General features: G+C 39.3%; 19 protein-coding genes. 10 read left to right on the top strand and 9 right to left on the bottom strand.

The window, feature by feature from the left end:
* Position 1: 1 nt before the first annotated feature.
* From JM64_RS07665 to JM64_RS07650, 4 genes are read left to right on the top strand one after another with little or no spacing between them, the layout of a single operon-like run.
* Positions 2-958 (top strand): HD-GYP domain-containing protein, encoded by a 957-nt coding sequence (locus tag JM64_RS07665; RefSeq protein WP_064012590.1) that lies wholly within the window; start codon positions 2-4, stop codon positions 956-958.
* Positions 955-1,593 carry a DUF3307 domain-containing protein gene (locus JM64_RS07660; RefSeq protein WP_064012132.1) on the top strand — a complete coding sequence of 213 codons (639 nt, stop codon included), beginning with the start codon at positions 955-957 and terminating at the stop codon, positions 1,591-1,593. The genes JM64_RS07665 and JM64_RS07660 overlap by 4 nt, the downstream gene beginning before the upstream one ends.
* Positions 1,590-3,764 (top strand): FecR family protein, encoded by a 2,175-nt coding sequence (locus JM64_RS07655; RefSeq protein WP_064012131.1) that lies wholly within the window; start codon positions 1,590-1,592, stop codon positions 3,762-3,764. Before JM64_RS07660 ends, JM64_RS07655 begins: the two co-directional genes overlap by 4 nt.
* A gap of 38 nt (positions 3,765-3,802) precedes the next feature.
* Positions 3,803-5,065 (top strand): HD domain-containing phosphohydrolase, encoded by a 1,263-nt coding sequence (locus JM64_RS07650; RefSeq protein ID WP_064012130.1) that lies wholly within the window; start codon positions 3,803-3,805, stop codon positions 5,063-5,065.
* A 61-nt stretch (positions 5,066-5,126) separates the two neighbouring features.
* On the opposite strand, the gene JM64_RS07645 is transcribed toward JM64_RS07650, so the two are convergent.
* The 9 genes from JM64_RS07645 to dnaA all read right to left on the bottom strand — a co-directional run bounded on the left by JM64_RS07645 (position 5,127) and on the right by dnaA (position 14,769).
* On the bottom strand, positions 5,127-5,402 hold the full coding sequence (locus tag JM64_RS07645; protein WP_064012129.1) for an HU family DNA-binding protein: 276 nt from the start codon (positions 5,400-5,402) through the stop codon (positions 5,127-5,129).
* A 303-nt stretch (positions 5,403-5,705) separates the two neighbouring features.
* Positions 5,706-6,104 (bottom strand): secondary thiamine-phosphate synthase enzyme YjbQ, encoded by a 399-nt coding sequence (locus tag JM64_RS07640; RefSeq protein WP_014450643.1) that lies wholly within the window; start codon positions 6,102-6,104, stop codon positions 5,706-5,708.
* A 27-nt stretch (positions 6,105-6,131) separates the two neighbouring features.
* Complete coding sequence (locus JM64_RS07635; RefSeq protein ID WP_014450642.1) at positions 6,132-7,091, bottom strand: ABC transporter permease; 960 nt, start codon at positions 7,089-7,091, stop codon at positions 6,132-6,134.
* Positions 7,088-8,122, bottom strand: coding sequence for an ABC transporter permease (locus JM64_RS07630; RefSeq protein WP_064012588.1), 1,035 nt, complete (start codon positions 8,120-8,122; stop codon positions 7,088-7,090). The genes JM64_RS07635 and JM64_RS07630 overlap by 4 nt, the downstream gene beginning before the upstream one ends.
* Before the next feature lie 11 nt (positions 8,123-8,133).
* Entirely contained in the window at positions 8,134-9,648 is a 1,515-nt protein-coding gene (locus JM64_RS07625; protein WP_064012589.1) for an ABC transporter ATP-binding protein, read from the bottom strand.
* 244 nt (positions 9,649-9,892) lie between these two features.
* A complete protein-coding gene (locus JM64_RS07620; protein ID WP_064012128.1) occupies positions 9,893-10,993 on the bottom strand; it encodes a BMP family lipoprotein in 1,101 nt (366 codons plus the stop codon).
* A complete protein-coding gene (locus tag JM64_RS07615) occupies positions 10,990-12,864 on the bottom strand; it encodes a hypothetical protein (RefSeq protein WP_064012127.1) in 1,875 nt (624 codons plus the stop codon). Before JM64_RS07615 ends, JM64_RS07620 begins: the two co-directional genes overlap by 4 nt.
* 289 nt (positions 12,865-13,153) lie before the next feature.
* Positions 13,154-13,336 carry a ferredoxin gene (locus tag JM64_RS07610; protein ID WP_064012126.1) on the bottom strand — a complete coding sequence of 61 codons (183 nt, stop codon included), beginning with the start codon at positions 13,334-13,336 and terminating at the stop codon, positions 13,154-13,156.
* Positions 13,337-13,434: 98 nt separating this feature from the next.
* Positions 13,435-14,769, bottom strand: coding sequence for a chromosomal replication initiator protein DnaA (gene dnaA / locus JM64_RS07605; protein WP_064012587.1), 1,335 nt, complete (start codon positions 14,767-14,769; stop codon positions 13,435-13,437).
* Positions 14,770-15,198: 429 nt separating this feature from the next.
* Between dnaA and JM64_RS07600 the strand changes: the two genes are divergently transcribed.
* From JM64_RS07600 to JM64_RS07575, 6 genes are all read left to right on the top strand, one after another.
* Entirely contained in the window at positions 15,199-16,032 is an 834-nt protein-coding gene (locus JM64_RS07600) for a M55 family metallopeptidase (protein WP_064012125.1), read from the top strand.
* Between the two features lie 38 nt (positions 16,033-16,070).
* Positions 16,071-16,952 (top strand): bifunctional enoyl-CoA hydratase/phosphate acetyltransferase, encoded by an 882-nt coding sequence (locus JM64_RS07595; protein ID WP_064012124.1) that lies wholly within the window; start codon positions 16,071-16,073, stop codon positions 16,950-16,952.
* 36 nt (positions 16,953-16,988) lie between these two features.
* Positions 16,989-17,924, top strand: coding sequence for a carbamate kinase (arcC, locus tag JM64_RS07590; protein WP_064012123.1), 936 nt, complete (start codon positions 16,989-16,991; stop codon positions 17,922-17,924).
* A gap of 240 nt (positions 17,925-18,164) precedes the next feature.
* Positions 18,165-19,058, top strand: a complete 894-nt coding sequence (gene rsmH / locus JM64_RS07585; protein ID WP_064012122.1) for a 16S rRNA (cytosine(1402)-N(4))-methyltransferase RsmH — start codon at positions 18,165-18,167, stop codon at positions 19,056-19,058.
* Positions 19,059-19,289: 231 nt separating this feature from the next.
* Positions 19,290-19,559, top strand: coding sequence for a hypothetical protein (locus JM64_RS07580; RefSeq protein WP_064012121.1), 270 nt, complete (start codon positions 19,290-19,292; stop codon positions 19,557-19,559).
* Positions 19,556-21,346 (top strand): peptidoglycan D,D-transpeptidase FtsI family protein, encoded by a 1,791-nt coding sequence (locus tag JM64_RS07575; RefSeq protein WP_064012120.1) that lies wholly within the window; start codon positions 19,556-19,558, stop codon positions 21,344-21,346. Before JM64_RS07580 ends, JM64_RS07575 begins: the two co-directional genes overlap by 4 nt.
* Positions 21,347-21,390: the final 44 nt, after the last annotated feature.

The raw sequence follows: 21,390 nt of genomic DNA, 5'->3' as shown, positions 1-21,390 counted from the left end.
ATTGAAAAGCTCCAGTGAGTTGATTATTGAGCTCAGTAACACTAAGTTCTTTCTTAAAAACGACGGTACATTCCGAATATCAGGTAGCTTACCAACTCAAGACGAGATTTATGAGTTAGCGATGAACTATAGTTTGCCAATAAATGAGAAACTGTTCGATATGGTGTACGAATTATTAAAGGCGGAAGATTTAACTAGTGTAAAAAAGAAAGTTGAGAACTTTTTCAAATCAAAATTGCACAAAGACGTTAAGGTAATCTATTCAGAAGAAGGTTCGCAGATGGATATTCAAAATAACTATGCCTCTTTACCAATAGTGAGCAAAAATTCCGGCGATTTAGGGATGATAACTTTACAAGGTTCTCTAATGCTCGATGAGGTCTTAGGTTTACTCGCATTTTACGATTCTTTCGTTTCGATTGTAGAAGGCATAATAATAAACTACCGTTTAGAACAACTATTAAAAAGTTCACTTGATACGTTGTTCGTCGCTCTGAACAAACGCGTTCGATTAAATAAAGGTGACTTAGATAGAATGGAAGCTATAGCATCGAAAATTGCGCAACTAGAACAATTAAGTCAAGAAGAGGTACGTCTTGCTCTAAGAATAGCCAATGTCGGCTTTGTGGGTTTAAGGGACGAACTATTTGAAAGAATCTTCACCGGAGATTTTACAAATGAGGATTACAGAGAGTTTCTGAAGCACGTTGATTTCGGCTATGAGATTCTCAAAGAAATGGATGTTCCCCACTTTATTTTGGACGCTTGTGTGTATCATCACGAGTTTGTAGACGGTTCTGGTATAACGGGGTTGAAAGGGTATGAAATTCCAAAAATAGCCTTAGCAGTCGGTTTCGCTGAACATGTTGTAATTTTAAAGTGGGATGTTTCAAGGCTACAAGGCAAATATCCAGATACTTACTTAGCTGTAATAGATTCCAGAGGTGAATTACAATGAGTCTTATTTTCCCATACCTTTTCCTAGGACACCTTTTTGGAGATTACTTTCTTCAAATAAGTTATATAGCAGCTAACAAGTCGAAAAACTTAAAAGTTCTTGGACTTCACATAATTTTAGTATTTCTTTCTCAAGTTCTATTCATTGTGGGTAAAAATTTCGATGCTCAAAGTTTAACCATGATTGGAATTCTTTCCGGTATTCATTTTTTGATTGATTTACTCAAGTTTTTATGCAAAAAGAAATTTTGCAATACTTGGTATTATTATCTCTTTGACCAATCTTTACATGTGGCATCTTTACTTTTAATAAGCTCGCAGTTAACCTATTTGGAACCTTTTCTTCCAAGAACTTTAGCGGTTCTCCTATCAGTGATGATATTCAATGGGTATTTTGTAAGTATACTTGTACACCTTATAACATCCCGTGGTAAGTACCAACGAGACTACATCGGATATGCACTACGAATGATAGCACCAATTGTTTATCTGCTGAACCCACTCTTTTTAATAATCTATGCACTATTTTGTTTGATTCCCGTTTTCAAGTTCAATAAACGGGGTTTTAAGTTCAACATATTGAACTACATCACAACAATAGTTTCTACGATAATACTTATGGGGGTGATGTTATGAAGAGAAGTTTCAAGTTGCTAATTTTAACAATTCTTACAGTTTTTGCTATTTCAGTCTTCGCGGAACTAAAAGTCACTTTGCAAAGTGATACTGTTGTTATCGGAGGAAAGTTACCGATTACCGTAGAAGTAACCGGAAAAGATGGAAAAGATGCTCAATTCACTTTGAAAGCCAAACTCAACTTCGGTGGATTCGACAAACCGGAAGTATTGACAAAAGGGCTAACCGGAAACGGGAAGTTAGTCTTAAACTATTTGGCTCCAAAGAAAGCGGGTGAAGTAAAAATAACGTTTACAGCCGAGACAACGGACAAGAGCATATTTACTCAAGAAGTTTCTATAAAAGTAACGGAAAAAGATGAGAGTGAATTCTCAGAACAGTTGAATGCTCAGATTGATTCGTTCAGAGGGAGTGTCGCAATAAAGAAATTTAACAAGAAAACTTGGGAATCGATAACGAAAAACACAGTAATTCAAGAAGGTGACGAGGTTCTTACTCTTGAAAAATCTTACGTAGTTATAAAATTCCCAGATGGTTCCATGACAAAGATAACCGAGAACACACAAGTTCTTTTTGAAAAACTCAGAGTATCAAAAGAAGGAAAGATTCTAGTATCTATAGTTATCCAAAAGGGTGGAACGTACAACATCGTTCAAAAGATGATGGCTGGTTCCTCTTTCGAAGTTAAGGCAGGTAGTGTCACAGCTGGCGTGAGAGGAACAGAATTTGGCGTTGAAAATATCGATGATAAACCCGTTATAAAGGTTTGGAGTGGAGAGGTATTTGCCTTCTTTGGAAATGACTTTGTGCTTCCGGTAACGGCAGGTCAAACACTCATCTACCAGCTTGGAACTGAACTTGTTCAAGATATTTCTCAGCTTTTTGATTCGACTACCTTAGAACCTCTTAAAGAGTTAATGCCTGAAGTAGAAAAAATGTTCGAAGAAACCCCCGAAAAACCAGAAAAGCAAGAAGAAAAACCTTCGACAACTAGAGAAGGGCAGCAACCTCAGCCACAACCCGAACTGCAACCAAAGGCATACATACCACCTCTGGGCGTTGAAACAGCAATCAAAGATAACCAAAAATATATCGTCTACAGCATTTCTCCAGAATTTACGATAGGTCCCGTCACATTGGGCATAGGACTAACCGCTTACGCTACTGAAGTTGGTGGAACCTTGTACTATGGTATACCCTCTGAGAATCCAAGCACAGATATAATAAACATGATAACAATCAACCACGTTGCCTTGAATCTTGGAAATTTATATTTGAGATACGGAAATATGCCTCCGATTTCATTAGGTATGGGCTTTTCCGTTAGGGACTATTTCAAACCATACGCTAAGTCTTTTGATACCAAAATATCCTTTGGTAGTTTTGCCCTCTTTTTGCATATTCCATACGAGCTTACAAAATTGTGGATACCGGAAATTGTTCAGTCAGACTCTGTGATTGCAGGAGAAGTGGAAGTGAAATCAGCAGTTTTTGGTATGGATTTGGGAATTGCCGCACTGTATGATACTAAAGTTACCAACGAAAATACGAAACCTACGGTTGACGATACGCCAATAAATCTTTCATTGTCAACATTTCTGAGATACCCATTACTCAACAACTTCTACCTTGGTCTTGAAGTTGGTTCGCAATGGTTAGCTGATATGTCTAAGTTCGGTATTGGTGCGTTCGCTGGTTTGAGTGGAAAGATAGGAATAGCAGATATCATTATCGGCGGCTATGGTACCTGGAATGGTTTTAGACCCTTCCACTTTGGCAGGATTTACACTGTTCAAAAACTCAAAAATGAACTACCAACACTGGATAATGTTGAAACCTCGTTTGGTTTCTTGGCAGGTTTGAGTTTCTACCACGATATCGCTACTGGTAGATTCTATATTTATGGTGACTTCAGTGGAGACATGGACGCACTTGGTGAGTTTAGAATAACAATACCACAGATAGGGGCCGTGGCAGGTCTATTTATCTACGGATATTATTTCGACCAAACACCATTTTCAAACGGCGAGTTCTTTGATAGCGATACTATATCGTTCTTGAGAATTACATACCCAATTATGGAGCGTAACCTTGTTGCAGGTATTGTGTACAATTGGGATGGTACAAAATGGGTGCAGAGTGTCTATATCGGTAGTGAGATTAGCTGGTAAGGTATCGTTTTTAAGCGTCAAAAAGGAGGCGCCAAACGTTGTCTAATCTTAATAAAGAAAAACTTGTAGAAGCTCCAACTTGGCTTTGTGGGTATAAGTACAACGGACATTTAGTAGGAAGGGTATCTAAAAACAAAGTGGTTGTCGAAGATATAGAATTCTATGTGCTTGGCAATTACTCTCAAAACTTTTTAAAAAGGCTTGCAGAGATGATTGAACATGGTGTAAAGATTAACCCTGCGAGCTTGCGTGACCAAGTTGTGTACATCGCAGCTAAACTAAACAGCAACCTGAGGTTGAACGAGCTTTTAAAAGATATCCAGCAGGAAATATGCACTATAATCAACGCTGAAGCCGCTTCTATTCTTATGTACGAGGCTGACCATCTGCGGTTTCTTGTGACCGTTGGGAAAGCGAGCGGTAAGATTGAAAGTATACCTGTTCCTATGGAATCGATCGCAGGGAAGATTTTTCTAGAAGGAAAAGCTCTTGTTTTTAACGACTTGGAAACAAATCCCGTTCATTTTAAGGGCGTCGATAAAGTGGCAAAATTTAAAACAAAAAACATAGTTGGTTCACCCATCTGGGTAGAGGATGAAAAGATAGGTGTTATAGAGGTGCTAAACAAAGATGGTGGTTTTTCCGAGGAAGACGCTGAAACGGTAGAGCTTTTCGCCAAGTTGATTGGACGAAAACTTCTTAGCGCATGGAGATATGAAAAGTTTTCTGAATCATTTAAGAAGATCCTCTTAGCAATAGCAACTGCGATAGATAAGCGTGATAATTACACACACCAACATTCGAAAAACGTAGCGAGGATATCTGTGGAAATTGGTAAAAGAATGGGACTTAGCCAACAAGAATTAGAAAAGCTTGAATTCTCGGCTATACTACACGATGTTGGAAAGATAGGCATCCCTGATAGCATATTACTGAAACCAGGGAAACTTACTGATGAGGAGTACAAAATAATAAAAAACCACACGGTTTACGGTGCAGAAATATTAGCTCAAGTCAAATACGTTGACGAAGACATACTCAAAGGCGCTTTAGAACATCATGAAAAGCTCGACGGAAGTGGATACCCTTATGGAAAAAAAGGCGAAGAGATATCCTTATTCGGAAAGATTATTGGTATCGCAGATGTATTCGATGCACTCTCATCCAAAAGAACGTATAAAGAAGCCTGGGACTTCGGAGAAGTTCTGAAAATAATTGAAGCCGACGTGGAAAAAGGAAAATTTTCAAAAGAAGTTTTTGAAAAATTACTTGAGAGTGTTAAAGAGCTCAGCGAGAATTAAAAGATAGGTCAAAAACAAAAAAGTCGGGGCAAAGCCCCGACTTTTGGTTGTACTTTTACAATTATTTGTTGACTCTTGTCTTGAGAACTTTTCCAGGTCTGAATTTTGGAACTTTTCTTGCAGGAATCTTAATCTTCGCTTTTGTTCTTGGGTTGACGCCTGTTCTGCCTTCCATCTTCTTAACTTCAAATGTACCAAAGTCGACAAGCTGAACTTTTTCGCCTTTTTCAAGAGCTGCTGCTATCGTTTCAAAGAGTGTGTCAATAACGAGTTTTACGTCTTTTTTCCTGAGTTGTGTTTTTTCAGCTACCGCGTTGACAAGTTCTTTTTTGTTCATAAATCCCCCTCCTTCTCATGATGGTGTGGAAAATCAAATATATGATAGCACTTTCGATGAGTTAAAGTCAAGACCATGATGAATACTAATTCTATGCAGATTATACCACAAAATATGCGAAGAAATCAAGTATTTTGACACTGAATTTTATCTTTTGCATAAAATCGGCTTTTATCAGAATCTTAAAGACCACTTAAAATGAGGCTGATAGAACTATGTTTTGCTCGCTTTTATTTTATCACAACTTCTTGCGGTTTTGTCAACACTTTATTCATTCCACAAAAAAGTTGTCAAACATACTTCTCATCCTTCAACAACTTTGACAACAACCTCACGTGTTCTCGGACCATCAAATTCACACAGGAAAATACCTTGCCATGTCCCTAACAAAAGGTTTCCATTGTTCACAATTACCGTCACACTACTACCCACGATTGAAGCCTTAATATGGGCATCCGAATTTCCTTCCAAATGATGGTATCCTCCGTTTGTGGGAACTAAGTTGGATAGCTGGTTGATGATATCTTCGACAACAGATGGATCCGCATGCTCGTTTATAGTTATCCCACAAGTTGTATGAGGTACATAAACAACTACAACACCTTCCTTTACACCGCTTTCCATTACTAATGTTTTAACTTTGGCAGTTATATCAACAAATTCAACCCTTTTTGAAGTTCTCACAGAAAACTTGCGAAGCACTTTCTCACCACCAAATTGTTTGAAAATTTACTCGCTTTTTTCGTATGGCACACCATCTGCAGCAGGTGGTCTTGATTTACCAACAAATCCAGCAACAACAATTATTGTCAAAACAAACGGAATAGTATCGAAAAGTGACTTAACATTAGCTGCGACAGTTATCTCTTGCAAACTTTGGAGCTGGTTTGAGAACGCACCAAACAAGCCAAAGAATAAGCTGGCAAGCATCGCTCCAACAGGATTCCATTTTCCGATAATCATAGCAGCCAAACCTATAAAACCTCTTCCGCCAGACATAAGCTCCTTGAATTGACCAATTTCGCCAACGCTTAGGTAAGCACCCGCAAGTGAAGCAAAGACTCCGCTCATTATAACTCCAAAGTATCTTATCGCATAAACATTAACTCCAAGTGTATCCGCAGCTTCGGGATTTTCACCAACCGAACGCATCCTCAAACCAAGTTTAGTTTTGTAAATCAGCCACCAACCGAAAGCAACACAACCAAATGCTATATAGACAAACGGGCTGATTTCACCAATCACTTGTCCTAAAAATGGAATATCTACAAGTCCGGGAATGGTAATTTCGTCCACCTTTCCAACAAAATCTGTCTGACCTGGCTGACCAAAGATGGGTTCCATTAGAAAACCCGTTAAGCCTTGAGAAAGTAATATTATAGCCGTTCCCAAAACTACCTGGTTTCCTGCCCATTTTATACTGCCCCATGCATGCAATAATGCAAGCAATATACCGCTGACAATCGCCATCAAGACTCCAAACCACACGTTTCCTGTCAAATAAGTGAATACAACAGACGTAAACGCACCCATAAGTATAATGCCTTCGAGTGCAATGTTGACTACGCCTGTAATTTCACTGAACACCCCACCAAGGGATGCAAAAATCAAAGGTGTTGCCGCCGTGAGAGCTATTTTGTAAAATTGTGGGTTCACAAATATCGAAAGTATAGCTGTTAAAACTCTCATTCTTTCACCTTCTTTCTCGCGTATATTGCCTTAACGATTCTGTCCGCTGCTACTAAGAAGATAACAATACCTTGAACGATGATGACAATATATTTTGAAACACCCATGAACTGCATCTCATTACTGCCAGTTCTCAGTGCACCTATCAAGAGTGCTGCGAAGATGATACCTATCGGATTATTTTGTCCTATGAGTGCAATACTAATACCATCGAAACCTTTACCGCCAGACAGCTCTCCCAAGAACCTATGATGAACGCCCATAAGCTCGGTAACACCTGCAAGCCCCGCAAGTGCACCGCTGATTGCCATTGCAAGCACCACGTTTTTCGCCACACTTATTCCACCGTATTCCGCAGCATACGGATTGAAACCTACCGCCTTTATTTCATATCCCGTTGTTGTCTTATTGAGAAAAACATACATAAATACGGCAGCCGCTATAGAGATAAGTATTCCAGCGCTCAATTCCATTGCACCAACTCTCATTAAAATGGGGAGTTGTGCTGACTGCGCAATTTCAGGACTCTTCGGTGTTCCTGAGCCCGTTGCGAGAGGTCCTGTTACCATGAATGAAGCTACGTAAGTTGTTATCCAGTTCAACATTATTGTTGTAACAACCTCGTGTGCTCCGGTCTTTGCTTTCAAAAATCCAGCTATAGCAGCCCATCCAGCACCTGCACCCATACCAATTAACATTGTAAGTGGAATTGCTACAGCAGGTGGTAATCCTCCAAAATTACTAGCAAATGTGGCAGCCATCAAAGCGCCCATTGCCATTTGACCTTCGGCACCTATATTGAACACACCTGCTCTAAATCCAAACCCAACAGCCAGACCTGTTAAAATCAGAGGGGTTGTCTTTATAAGAGTATCAATTATCGCTTGCTTACTACCAAAAGCACCGTGTAATAGAACACCGTAAGCCTTTATCGGGTTCTTTCCAATAGCAAGAATGATAAATCCAGAAATCAACAGGGCAATCAATACAGCAAGAACAGGAACCGCAATACTTTCTAACAACTTCTTCATTTCCGGCTTCTTCATCTCTTACCACCTCGAATTTCTTCTAGTCTTTTACCTGCCATCATCAACCCAACTTCCTCAACTGTCGTTTCTTCTGGTCTCACTTCTCCCATTATCTGACCCTCGTACATAACCAATATCCTATCGCTCAGTGAGAATATCTCTTCTAATTCCATCGATATCAAAAGTATACCCACGTCTTGCTCTCTCATCCTCAGAATTTGCCTATGGATAAATTCAATTGCACCAACGTCCAAACCCCTTGTTGGTTGGGCGACAACCATAAATTTTGGACCAGCTTTTATTTCCCTTCCAACAACTAGCTTCTGTTGGTTACCACCAGAGAAATTACCGCCTAAGTGTTCTATTATCCTCGGTCTTACGTCGAACTCTTCCATCAATTCCGCTGTGTATCTCTTTATCTCTTGGTGATTCAGGAATGCACCATTCGCAAACGGACGTTTGTAATGTCTACCGAGGATTACATTGTAATAGGCAGGAAATTGTTTTATTAAAGCATGCTTCAATCTGTCCTCCGCTATATGCGTCATCCCCATCTCTCGCAATACCCTAGGATGTTTATTTGTCACATCTATTCCTTCAAATAGTACCTGCCCTTTTTCTGCTTTTCTCAAACCGGTGATTGCCTCAACTAATTCCGTTTGCCCGTTTCCTGCAACACCAGCAATACCCACTATCTCTCCCTTTCTCACCTGGAAAGAAACTCCTTTTACAGCATCAAGATGCCTATTATCTTTTACCCAAAGGTCTTTGACTTCAAATACAACTTCCTTTGGCGTATGCGGTGCTTTATCGAGTTTCAATACAACATCCCTACCAACCATTGCACGCGCTATTTCACGTTCGTTCGTTTCTTTCGTAATAAGCTCAGCAGTTACCCTTCCACCGCGCATAACTGTTATCCTGTCACTGATTTCCATAACTTCGTTGAGTTTGTGAGAAATAAAAAGTATAGTTTTTCCACTCTTTTGGAGGTTTCTCATAATTTCGAATAGTTCTTCAACCTCTTGAGGGGTTAGAACAGCCGTTGGTTCGTCTAAAATAATTATATTGGCACCCCTGTAAAGTGTCTTTATTATCTCCACGCGTTGCTGCATTCCTACAGGTATGTCCTCGATTTTTGCATCGACATCAACGTATAAACCATACTTTTCGGACAGTTCCTTTACTTCTTGCCTTGCCTTCCTTATGTCAAAATTAACACCTTTCACAGGTTCGTTACCAAGCACAACGTTCTCAGCTACAGTCAATGTATTCACAAGCATGAAGTGCTGGTGAACCATTCCAATACCGGCTCTTATTGCATCCCTTGGACCTGTAAAGACCTTTTTTTGACCGAAGATGCGTATCTCCCCGCTATCTGGATGATAGAGACCGTAAAGTTGGTTCATCAACGTACTCTTCCCAGCACCGTTTTCCCCAACTATTGCATGGATTTCGCCTTTTTTGATTCTTAACGTCACTCTATCATTTGCAAGAACACCAGGAAACCTCTTTGTAATCTCTATCATCTCAACAGCGTACTCAGAATGGTCATCATGACCTCCAAGTTTAGAATGTCTTGAATCTTTTCTCAATTCGTCCACTACGAGTCCACCTCCGGTTAGTAATGATTAATATTTAAGCAATTGAACACTTTCCCGCTTTGATAGACCAACGGATTTCGCTATCCGTATAGTCTATCAAAACGGGGGCATATCGCCCCCGGCTTGAAAAAACGAGAAGAGAAAAGATTATTGCATTTCTCTATGTGGATTACTTTGGAAGTTTTACACCCTTAACTGTAAATGCCTTGAGTGCATCTTCCGAATCTGGAATAACAATTTTACCCTCGATGACAAGTTGTTTAAGATAATCAAGTTCTTTAAGAACGCCTGGAGCAAGCTTGTCGATGATTTCTTTTGTGTATTTCAGTTCAGATATTCTAACACCATTTTCTTTAAGACCGAGGTTTTTAATTCCGCCCTTGAATTGTCCTGTGAATGCCCACTTGACTCCGTAGTACCCTGCCATATCGACACCTTTCATTGCACTTGTAAGGACAACACCAGGTGCCATGTAGTCTTGGTCAACGTCAACACCGATCGCATAGTAAAGTGGTTTTCCAGAAAGTGCGTATTTCTTAATGTTTTCGTATCCTTTACCTGCGAGCTTTTCTGATCTTTCTTTTGCTGCCTCAATAACTCCGTTACCGCAAGCACCAGCTGCTGCAAAGATAATGTCTGCACCCTGTGAGAATTGTGAATTTGCAAGGTCTTTACCCTTCTTTGGGTCGCTGAATTCGTTTGTGTATCCTCTTAAAACTGTAACCTTCTTTCCTTTGAGATCTTGGTAAGCCTTTATACCTGCTTCATAACCATATCTGAATCTTTCAACTGGAGGTATTGGAATACCACCGACAAACCCAACTTTTCCTGTTCTTGTCATAGCAGCTGCTATGTAACCAACCAAAAATGCAGATTCCTGTTCTTTGAACAAAAAGTTAATAACGTTTGGAAGTTCCTTGTCAAAAGCAATATCTATACCAGCGAAGTAAACTGTCGGATACTGCTGAGCAACTTTCATGAGAGCATCGGTCATCATGAAACCAACTGCGAAAACAATTCCGCCGTCTTTTTCTTTCATAACTTCTTCAGCTGCTTTTGTAAGGTTAGGAATGTAGTCTGACTGTTCTTGTGACATGATAACTTTAGCTTCTACTTTGAGTTCTTGAGCCGCTCTTTGTACACCTGCCCATGTTCCATCGTTGAACGACTTGTCGCCAAGTCCACCAGTGTCAGTGACCATGATGGCTTTGAATGAGAATCCCAATGTTAAAAGAACCGCAAGAAGTGCAAATACGAAGAACTTCCTCATACTCTCTCCCTCCTTTTAAGGATGATATGGTTTTTTCTCAACCAGTAATAACCCAGGATAACCGCCAGGATTAAGGTATACGGAATTAGCCAACTGATGTAAACACTAATAGAAGGGACACCAACTTGGATGAATACAGTTTGCGTTTTGAATAACGTGAGAACTGAGACGGTAAATGAACCCACAAGAGGTATGAATGCTTCGTCTCTTTTGAGCGCAATTAAGAACAAAGCAAGGGATATCAATATAACTGCCGAAAGTGAATAGTAGATTTTGTAACTGGGTAATAAGATATAAGGTTTTCTTTGAGTTGAGGATATAGCCTTTAATAGTCTGTCTTTATGTGCACCGTTGAAGTGTGATTCAACAAATTCAACTAATGTATCTCTAAAACCCTTCGAACTAACAGAGGCAAATCTTCTGAAATCTTTTTCGAATTCCGAGATGAGTTTTTCTACTTTTTCGTATCTTTTTGTTTCGAAATAGACAAAATCATTTGCTTCTTTTACCAAAGCTTTGTCTGTTACGTTGCCTAACAAACTCTTTGCATACTCTATCCTTTTTTCAAAACCTTCTGGAGCGAAATACTCTTCTGAAAGGTTGAACGTATCAATAGCTGCGTCGTTTAGAAGAATGTTGAACTTTTCAATGGATTCGTTTACCGTCGTGTTGTAGTTTTTTAGTCGTCTTTGCACAATGCTCAAAGGTTCTTGAAGAACCTCAGAAACCAACGAGCTGTAAAAAGGAGATTCACCAAAGGTTTCTGGCATTAACAAGTCTTTCGTTGCAAACGAGGGTAGAAATACTACAAGTGCTGTGGCAAGACTTATTAAGAAAAGTGTGAACTGTTTCTTAAATAAAAAGTAGAACATCGAGAAAAGCAAGGCTATAGCCATAACTATACCATAAATCATTCCATCCGATGTTGATTGAATATTCATGAATGCACCTATATAAACTGTTTCAGAGGCTATTATTAACAAAAGCGGAACACGGATGTCCTTAAAGAAATAGAACCAGATAAAGAATACAATCGTATATACTACCCATCTAATCCATGCTAAGTTTGATTCTTTGGGAGTTATCATCGCAAACTCTCTGGCTATCTCATCTTTTATACCCGCGATTAGAGCATACGTACTTCTAAAGATTGTTCCACGTGTTCTTAAAATTAGCATCTCTGGATCTAAATCCTTTGCAGATTTTGCAGCTTCTAAAATTATCCCTTCCAAAGTTTTTAATACTTCTGGTTCTTGCATTATTAAGGTTATTGCTTGCAGTTCTTCCCCGTTGTAAACGGGAGTGTATTCATAATCTCCTATAACGTTGGTTCTTAACTTTTTCAATTCTTCTGGAATATAAGCCAAGTTAATATCCGCACCGAAAAGGTAGGCAGCAAGGTCTTGGGCGTAATTGCCAAAGGCATCTATAAGACGTATTTGATACTCGTTAAAGAAGGAGTTAAAAATAGGAGAGCTCTTTATAAGTTCTTTATCGAAAGACCGGTTGTTCAGTTTAGATTCCCAGTATGAAAGATATACGGCACGGGCTAACTTTTCTTCATCAGAATTAGCACCTTCCATTGGTTTGAGCGCCTCCAAATAATCCCCCGTCTTTTTCGTGGTTTCTGTTTTCTCCGTTGAACCTACCATGTAAATCTTCAAAAATCTGTACAATGGAAGGTCACCCTTGATGTGTGAAATAACAAACTGGTGAAAATCAGAAGAAGGCGAAAAATAGCTTTTGTAAATCTCCTGAGCTTTTGTCATGTCCAAGCCGAAAACCAACGAGGCAAAAACCAAAATCAAGGTGATAGTTATAAGTAAATAAGAAAACTTCTGTAACCGCTCCAAATACTTTGCTACGTGCACTCCTTTACACCTTCCTTTTCACAAGCTTTCTCATATTTATCATTGTTGATGTATTTATTTATTTGAATTTCGAAATTCAAACACCGCTTGTTGATTATATTATATCACAACAATGCTTAGCAAATGCAATAATATGCGAAAAATAAGGAAAATTCTGTATTTCTCTTCTTATTCATTTCTTTTTCTCAACTCTAACCATGTTTTAAACACAGTTGGGTAAATAAGCGTATTAGAAATAAAGGGGGCTTCCGCCCCCTCTAAAGAACTCTGAACGTGATTTAACCCCAAGTTACTCTTCGACAGTGATAGCAGCTGTCGGACAGCTATCAGCAGCATCCTTTGCGCAGGAAAGGTCTGTTTCTGGTAGCAAAACCTTTGCCTTCATGTCATCGCCAAGTTTGAATACGTCTGGACAAAGGTTTTCACATACACCGCATCCGATGCATGTTGCTTCATCTACTCTAACCTTCATTCCTTATCACCTCCTCTTCGATGTCATTGTTGATTATAACACAACTGGTTTAATTTTTCAACAGACTCTAAACCTTCACTCTCAAGTGCCATGTCCTATTATGAATAAGCTTTTCCAACACTTTTTTGAAGTTCCTTTTCCACAGTTTTCAAGAGTAATTCAAAATCCTTTTCATTCTTCATTTTTTCTTCAACAACTTTAACGGAATTTATCACCGACGGATGTGTCTTGTTAAATATCTCGCCGACTTTCCTTGTTGATAAGCCGTATTTTTTAACCATAAAGTACATACATACCTGTCGTGCCAGGGAGGTGTTTCTGTCCCTTGAACCTGAAAGAATATCATCTTTCGTTGTTTTAAACATCTTAGCAATAATTTCTATGATATCTCCATTTGAGCCTGTGTTAACATCTTCAGTAAGTACGTCCCGCAGTATGGATTTTACAACTGAAATGTCTAACTCTCCATACATACTTTTGTAAGCGATTAATTTTATAACGGCACCTTTCAAAATTCTTATACTTCCCTTAATATGTGTAGCAACGTATCGCAACACGTCATCGTCGATATCCGCCCTCTCATCATCAACAACTTTTTTTGCTATTTTGTACATCGCTTCTTGGGAAGGTGTCTTAATTTGAGCAACGACGCCCATTTGGAACCTTGAAATGACCCTATCTTGGAAATCTTTAAGTTCTTTTGGCGACCTGTCGGAACATACGATAATTTGTTTTCCAGCTTCGTAAAGTGCATTGAAGGTATGGAAAAGTTCTATCTGGACTCCCTTTTTTCCTGCTAAAAACTGGATATCGTCAATTACAAGGACATCGATTTTCTTTCTGTACCTTTCGCGAAATTCCTCCATATTACCAGATTTTAGTTTTGTAATGAGCTCGTTCATGAAACTCTCACTAGTCAAGTAAGCAAACCTCAGGTCGGGGTTTTGAGATAGTAGATAATTGCCATAAGCTTGAACTAAATGAGTTTTTCCCATACCAGCTTCGCTGTAGATAAATATCGGATTGTAAGTGCCTGGTTTTTTTGCTGCTTCAAGAAGTAAGTTGTAAACAAATTGGTTGAACTCGTCAACCACAAAATTGTCGAACCTGTACTTGGGATTGAGTGGGGTTATTAAAATAGGCTTTTTCCTAACCAACGCAACGTTGTCTGGAACCTCATCTTCGAAATTCTCAGGATTGACAACCTGGGCGTAAACAATTTCATAAGTTGCTCCCTGACCAACAACTTCACTAATGGTTTTTCTAATAACCTTATCAAACTTCTTTTCGATGTAACCTTTAAGAAAGAGGTTACCCACTTCAAAGACAACGTGGGTTCCTTCTACACGTTTAACATAGAAGTCTATAAACCAGTGTTCCCATTGTTGTCGGCTGACCTTCTCCTTAAGTGTGGACAAAATCTTTTCCTTGATTTCTACGTTATCCATAAGTACACCTCGAGACGTGCAATTGTAAGGAAAATAAATCAAATAAAGCAATAACAAGAACAAGGCGGGGGTGGGGTAAGGTTACTGTGCATTCAGTATTATCTCATAAGTCTATGTTAAAAATCAAGACAAACTTTATGTTAACTCATGAATGATATTTTACTCACAATAAATGGTATATGAAGTTTTGTTTCGAAATTGTTTACTGTAAAGAATCGACTAAAGACCATTAAGTAATCACTTACTGCGCACTTTGAAAATTGCTACTATTCAGTTCAAACCAATGTTCATTTCTTAATCCTAATGAATCCTAATTAATCCTCTTGTATGCTTTTTTATGCTTTAGTATGCTCTTTTTTCTCCAACTTCATACTAAGCTTGATTTGTTTTATAATACCAACAGGGGTGGATGGTATGACTAAGAAGAAAATCTTTATATCGTTTGATTATGAAGGACTTGCTGGTGTAACTAGTTGGAATGATGTTGAAAAGAAAAGTTCCGACTTCAAAAGGTATGAAATGTTGAGACAGCTGAAAGCGTTTTTAAAAGGCTTAGAAGGGTGCGAAGTAACGCTAGTCGATTCACATGCCGCAGGTGATAACATTCCTTGGGAGATTACCGAGGAATTTCCATACGTAACATTGGTAAGTGGTGGCGTTAGGCAATATTATATGATGTACGGCATTGATGAATCCTTTGATTTTGCTGTTTTCTTCGGTTACCATGCTGGTATTGGTACCCTTCATGCAAATATGGACCACACGTACTCAAGTTCTTCCATACACAATATTTGGATAAATGGAGTGGAAATGAACGAAGCACTCATCAACGCGGCATTTGCTGGTTTATTCAACGTTCCGCTTGGGTGTCTAATCGGTGATGACAAGGTTATCACCCAAACCTCCAAAATTCTACCAAAGGTTCTTTCTGTGGAAACCAAAAAGTCTATTGGAAGACACAGCGCTATTATGAAACCTATGGGGACCCTGCTCAACGAACTGGAGCAATGTGCTAAGGAGCTTTCAACAAAATCCAGAGAAGATTTCGAGATTTTCAGATTTTCATCACCCATTGAAATGGTTGTAGAATTCAGTGATACCCTTAGGGCAGACCTAGTCTCTTCTATGCCTCTCGTCGAAAGAGTTGATGGTAGGAAAGTTAGAATTAAGCATGACGACTACAAAGTCATCTTTGAAGCATTGTTGGCTATGACATATATTTGTGCAGCCGCAAGGATATTAGTTTAAATAACTTCAATAGCAGACACTTTTGGAGGTGTTTAACAATGGTAAGAACGCTCTCTGAAATCATCGAAATGGCGAAAGGAAAGGGGAAAGTCATCGCCATTGCTGGAGCAGAGGATAAAGAAGCCATAAAAGCAGTTGTCGAAGCAAAGGAATTAGGAGTTTCCGCTATTCTTTTCGGAAAGAGAGAATTAATTGAAGAGAATTTGAAAGAACTCAACACCGATTTTCCCATTGTTGATTGTCGTTCTGAAGAAGAAGCATCCAAAGCTGCCGTAAAAGCAGTTGTCGAAGGGAAAGCACACATAGTTATGAAAGGGCTTGTAAAAACCTCCATGTTGCTGAAAGCTGTCTTAGACAAAGAGCAAGGGCTCAGAACCGAAAGATTACTTTCACATGTTGCAGTTGTTGAAGTTCCTGGTGTGAACCGTTTGATTTTTATCACAGATGGTGGTATGGTAATTAGACCCACTTTGGAACAAAAAGTGCAGATTATAGAAAACGCAGTTGCTGTTGCCAGAAAACTTGGCTACGAGATGCCTAGAGTCGCACTTATAGCTGCTGTTGAAACAGTAAATCCCGACATGCCAGAGACAATGGAAGCTGCTATTATCGCCAAGATGAACGAGCGTGGTCAGATAAAGAATTGCAAGATAGATGGACCTCTTGGAATAGATAACGCTCTGAGCGTTTACGCAGCAGAAGTCAAAGGTGTTAAGGGAGATGTTGCAGGTCATGCCGACATACTAGTTGTTCCAGACATTCACAGTGGAAATTTCCTTGGCAAGTCTGCCGTATACTTTGCAAATGGAAGAATTGCTGGTATCATAGCTGGAGCAAAGGCACCAGTTATTGTCATATCACGTGCTGATACAAGTGAGTCAAAATTTGCATCTATCGCTTTGGCAATTGCACTTTCATAAATCTAAAATTCCATATCCGTAGTTGGAGGTGTGCACATGAAGAAACTAGCAGTTGTAGCTATTGGTGGCAACGCGGTCAACAGACCTGGTGAGGAAGCAACAGCAGAGAACATGATGAAAAACCTTGCCGAAACTGCCCGATTTTTGGTTTCTATGCTCGATGATTACGACATAGTTATAACTCATGGAAACGGACCACAAGTAGGTAATCTATTAGTCCAACAAGAATTAGCAAAGCACGTTATACCACCGTTTCCTCTCGACGTTAACGATGCCCAAACGCAAGGTAGTCTTGGTTACATGATAGCATTAACTCTTGGTAATGAGCTAAGAAAAAGGAATATACAAAGAGATATCGCCGCCGTTGTCACACAAATTATCGTCGATAAGAACGACCCTGGCTTTCAAAAACCTTCTAAACCAGTCGGTCCATTTTATTCAAAAGAAGAGGCAGAGAAGCTACAGCAAGAAAAAGGTTGGATAATGAAAGAAGATGCCGGACGAGGTTGGAGACGTGTTGTTCCTTCTCCAATCCCACTCGACATAGTTGAAAAGAACGTCATAAAGACATTGGTTGAAAAAGACATGATAGTCATAGCTGCTGGTGGGGGCGGAATACCTGTGATACAAGAAAACGGAACATTGAAAGGTGTTGAAGCTGTCATCGATAAAGATAGAGCAAGCGCTTTGCTTGCTAAGGAAATTGATGCAGATATACTGATAATTCTTACCGGAGTTGAAAAAGTCTACATCAACTATAACAAACCGGATCAAAAAGCGATAGACCACCTTACAGTTGAAGAAGCGAAAAAGTACCTTGCCGAAGGTCAATTCCCATCAGGTAGCATGGGACCAAAAATCGAAGCAGCTATTGATTTCGTAACCTCAACTGGGAGAGAATGTCTAATCACCGATATGGCAGTACTCGATAAGGCACTAAAAGGACTTACGGGAACAAGAATAACGCTTTAAAAAATAGTAGTATCTCACTCTTACCATGTATGTCAATAACAAACAGGGGAGTCCCCCCTGTTTGTTTTTTGAGAAATGTTAAATTTTACTATACTTAAGTATATAATCACGATCATTCCAAAATTGGCTTAAATAGATGTTTTTGCAACCGTCATTTTTTTCGGAAAAAATTGCAAAATTTACACATTTTGTTCTACAATGTAAGTAGTCTTTTTCTAAACTAGCGGAGCGGAGTGAAGCATGAATAGGATTTATAGTGAACGACACATCCCGGTACTGTTGAAGGAAGTTGTAGACAACTTGGTATGGAAGCCGGACGGGGTGTATGTGGATTGTACGGTAGGAGAAGGTGGACACACCAAAGCGATAGCGGAGCGGATATTGGAAACGGGTGGCAAGGTTATAGGAATAGATGTTGACAGCGAAGTTTTACAAATAGCGGAGCGAAACCTGGAAGCCTACCCCAATGTTCAGCTCTTCAAATTCTCCTACGTGGATTTACCCGTCTTGCTTAACCTATTACAAGTCCATAAAGTTGATGGACTACTTGTTGATTTAGGGGTCTCTACCTACCAATTAAAAGGAGAAGGTAGAGGATTTTCGTTTAATCAGGATGAACCTCTCGATATGCGAATGAACCTCGAGAGTGAATTAACTGCCCACCATGTTGTTAATACCTACCCTGAGGATAGATTAGCCGATATTATCTATAATTACGGTGAAGAACGCTTTGCTAGAAGAATTGCCCATTCTATTGTTCAAAATAGGCCAATAAATACTACTCGAGAGTTGGTTGAAGCCATTCGAAAAGCTCTACCTTACAAGGAAATTCACAACCGAAAAAGGCATTTTGCAACCAAAACTTTCCAAGCAATACGGATAGAAGTAAATAAGGAACTTGAGAACTTAGCAAAGTTCCTTTCGTTCGCACCTGATTTGTTAACACCTGGAGGTAGAATTGCTATAATTTCGTTCCACTCACTGGAAGATAGATTAGTAAAACACACATTTAAAAATGACCCGAGATTAGAACCTTTAGGTGACTTTATAGCACCAAGCATGGAAGAGATAGCGGAGAACCCAAGGTCGAGGAGTGCGAAGTTAAGGGTAGCTAGGAGGGTTGGAATTTTTTAATTGTTAGAGAACAAATAATAACTTAATTCAAGTCAAAGCGGAGAAAGTTAGCATTTTTCTGGAAAGTTAGGTTACACTTTCTGCTTTTGCTTTTTACATTTTCCGAATGTTCAATATTTTACTTAGCGGAGCAGGGGAGAGCCGTAGTTCATAGGCTTACGTTTTCGTTTCCGTTAGTAAGTTCTCAATCTTAGTTTTTTCATAACTTAGCGGAGCGAAGGGGGATAGAGTATGACACTCGTAAGAAGTAAGCGGAGAGAAGTCGCGCTTGAAGGGTTACAAGAGCAGCATAAAACCTTTTCTCGTGTATTGAAGTACATCTTTGCATTTTCTTTGTTCACGGGTCTGATTCTCGGTGCGTATCACCTTAACTTGAGAACAGCGGAGATGTTAAGGCAAGTTGAGATGTATAGAGAAAGTTTATCGAATTTGAGACAACACAACGAAGTTTTAGATGTTCAAATAGCGAAACTGGTATTAGGACGTGATGTAATCAATTGAGAAGAAGTAAATACCGCTATAGACTAGTATTATTAACTGTTTCGGTCTTGATAATTATCTTACTTGTAAAGGTTTATACAAATATATATACTAACCGGTACGCGGTTAAAAGTTACGTTCCTGCACTGCGTGGTAATATTTACGATTCTCGCGGGCGTCTGCTCGCTACAAGTGAGATTGTTTATGGTGTTTATTTGGATTTGAATTACTTGCGGAGCTTCGCAGGCAACGCGTTCAAGAAATCACCAGATTTCCTAAGGTTGTTAAACGCTTTTGGAGCATCTGAACAGCTAAGCGAACTCGATAAAAAAAATATTCTCAGACTCGGTATCGTCAATAGCAGACAGGAAGCAATAAAAAAGATTCCAACTCAATTTTTGAAATTTGTTGCGATAGTTCCAGAGGAACGCCGTATTTCCTTATCAGATTTTGGTCTCTCTGCAATCGTTGGTAAAACTGATCAAAGACACGGAATCAGTGGTGTAGAAGCTTATTTCGATAAAATACTGAGACCTATCAGAGACGGTGTTGTCTCAGTAACTTATTCAGGAATAATTGGCAGACCTTTGAACTATGTAAAAATTGAGCCCGAAAATGGAAAAAATGTCAGGATTACGATAGATAGTGAACTCCAAAGACAACTTTACTTATTGGCACAGGATTACAAGGCGAAAAAACAAGCAACAGAAGTCGGAGTGCTGGTAATGGAAAGTAATACAGGGAAAGTGAGAGCCGCTTTAACCACCCAGAGTTGGCCTACCTATTATATGGGGTATATTGAACCGGGCTCCACAATTAAACCTATTATATTTTCAGCAGCACTAGAACTAGGCCTTGTCACACCAAATACTAATTATTACTGTCCTGGTTACGTGAAACCTATCGAAGATTTGAATTTGACAATTAAGGACCTTGAAGTTCATAAGGATATCAATCTTTACGATGGGCTAGTTCACTCCTGCAACGTGGTTTCCATCTTTACGACAAAGAAAATCATTGATTCTTTCGGTATTGAAAAGCTTTACGAAATTTTCCAGTCTTTTGGTTTCGGTAGGGAGACAGGTATAGAATTACAAGGGGAGATTCCAGGAAAACTTAACCCTCCAGATAAGTGGTACAAAGCCGACTGGGCATTTATGGGCATCGGGCAATCAATAGGGGTCACCCCCATCCAATTACTAGCTGCTTTTAATACTATAGTGAATGACGGAATCTACGTTACACCTACTATCGATGAGGGAAAAGAAGTGACAAAGAAACGAGTTATATCGAAAGCAACTGCCGATATTGTAAAACAAATGCTCGAAGATGTCGTGGAAAGAGGAACCGGTATAAATGCAAAGATAGACGGAGTAAAAATACTTGGAAAAACTGGTACAGCGCAAAAGAACCAGAAAAAGGATGTCACTGCTGTTTTCGTAGGGCAAGCTATCTTAGATAAGCCTTACACTATAATGGTCTGGGTTGATTCCCCCCAAACCGAAAAACTAAGTAGTATCGTTGCTGCACCGTTCTTTAAGGAAGTTGTTTTGAAATTAAAACAATATCAGGATGATTTGATAAATCCTAAGAAACCATCTTATACAACTCTTCCTGATATCACTGGTTGGAATATCTCACAACTCAAAGAGCTTGCCGAATCAACAAGTGTTGTGTTAAAATTAAACGGAACGGGTTTGTATGTAGAGAAGTATGCGACAGCCACAACATCCGACGCAACAAATGTAACAGTTGTCGAAGTCTGGCTGACGGATACCCCAATAACTTTGAAACATATCGTTCAATAAGCTTATTTCTTTACACAGATGTTACTCATTGTTCACTACAGAAC

It is taken from the genome of Fervidobacterium pennivorans (assembly GCF_001644665.1).
GTDB lineage: Bacteria > Thermotogota > Thermotogae > Thermotogales > Fervidobacteriaceae > Fervidobacterium > Fervidobacterium ngatamarikiense.
The sequence above is the reverse complement of the archived record's forward strand: the minus strand, read 5'-3'. Positions and strand labels throughout refer to the sequence as shown.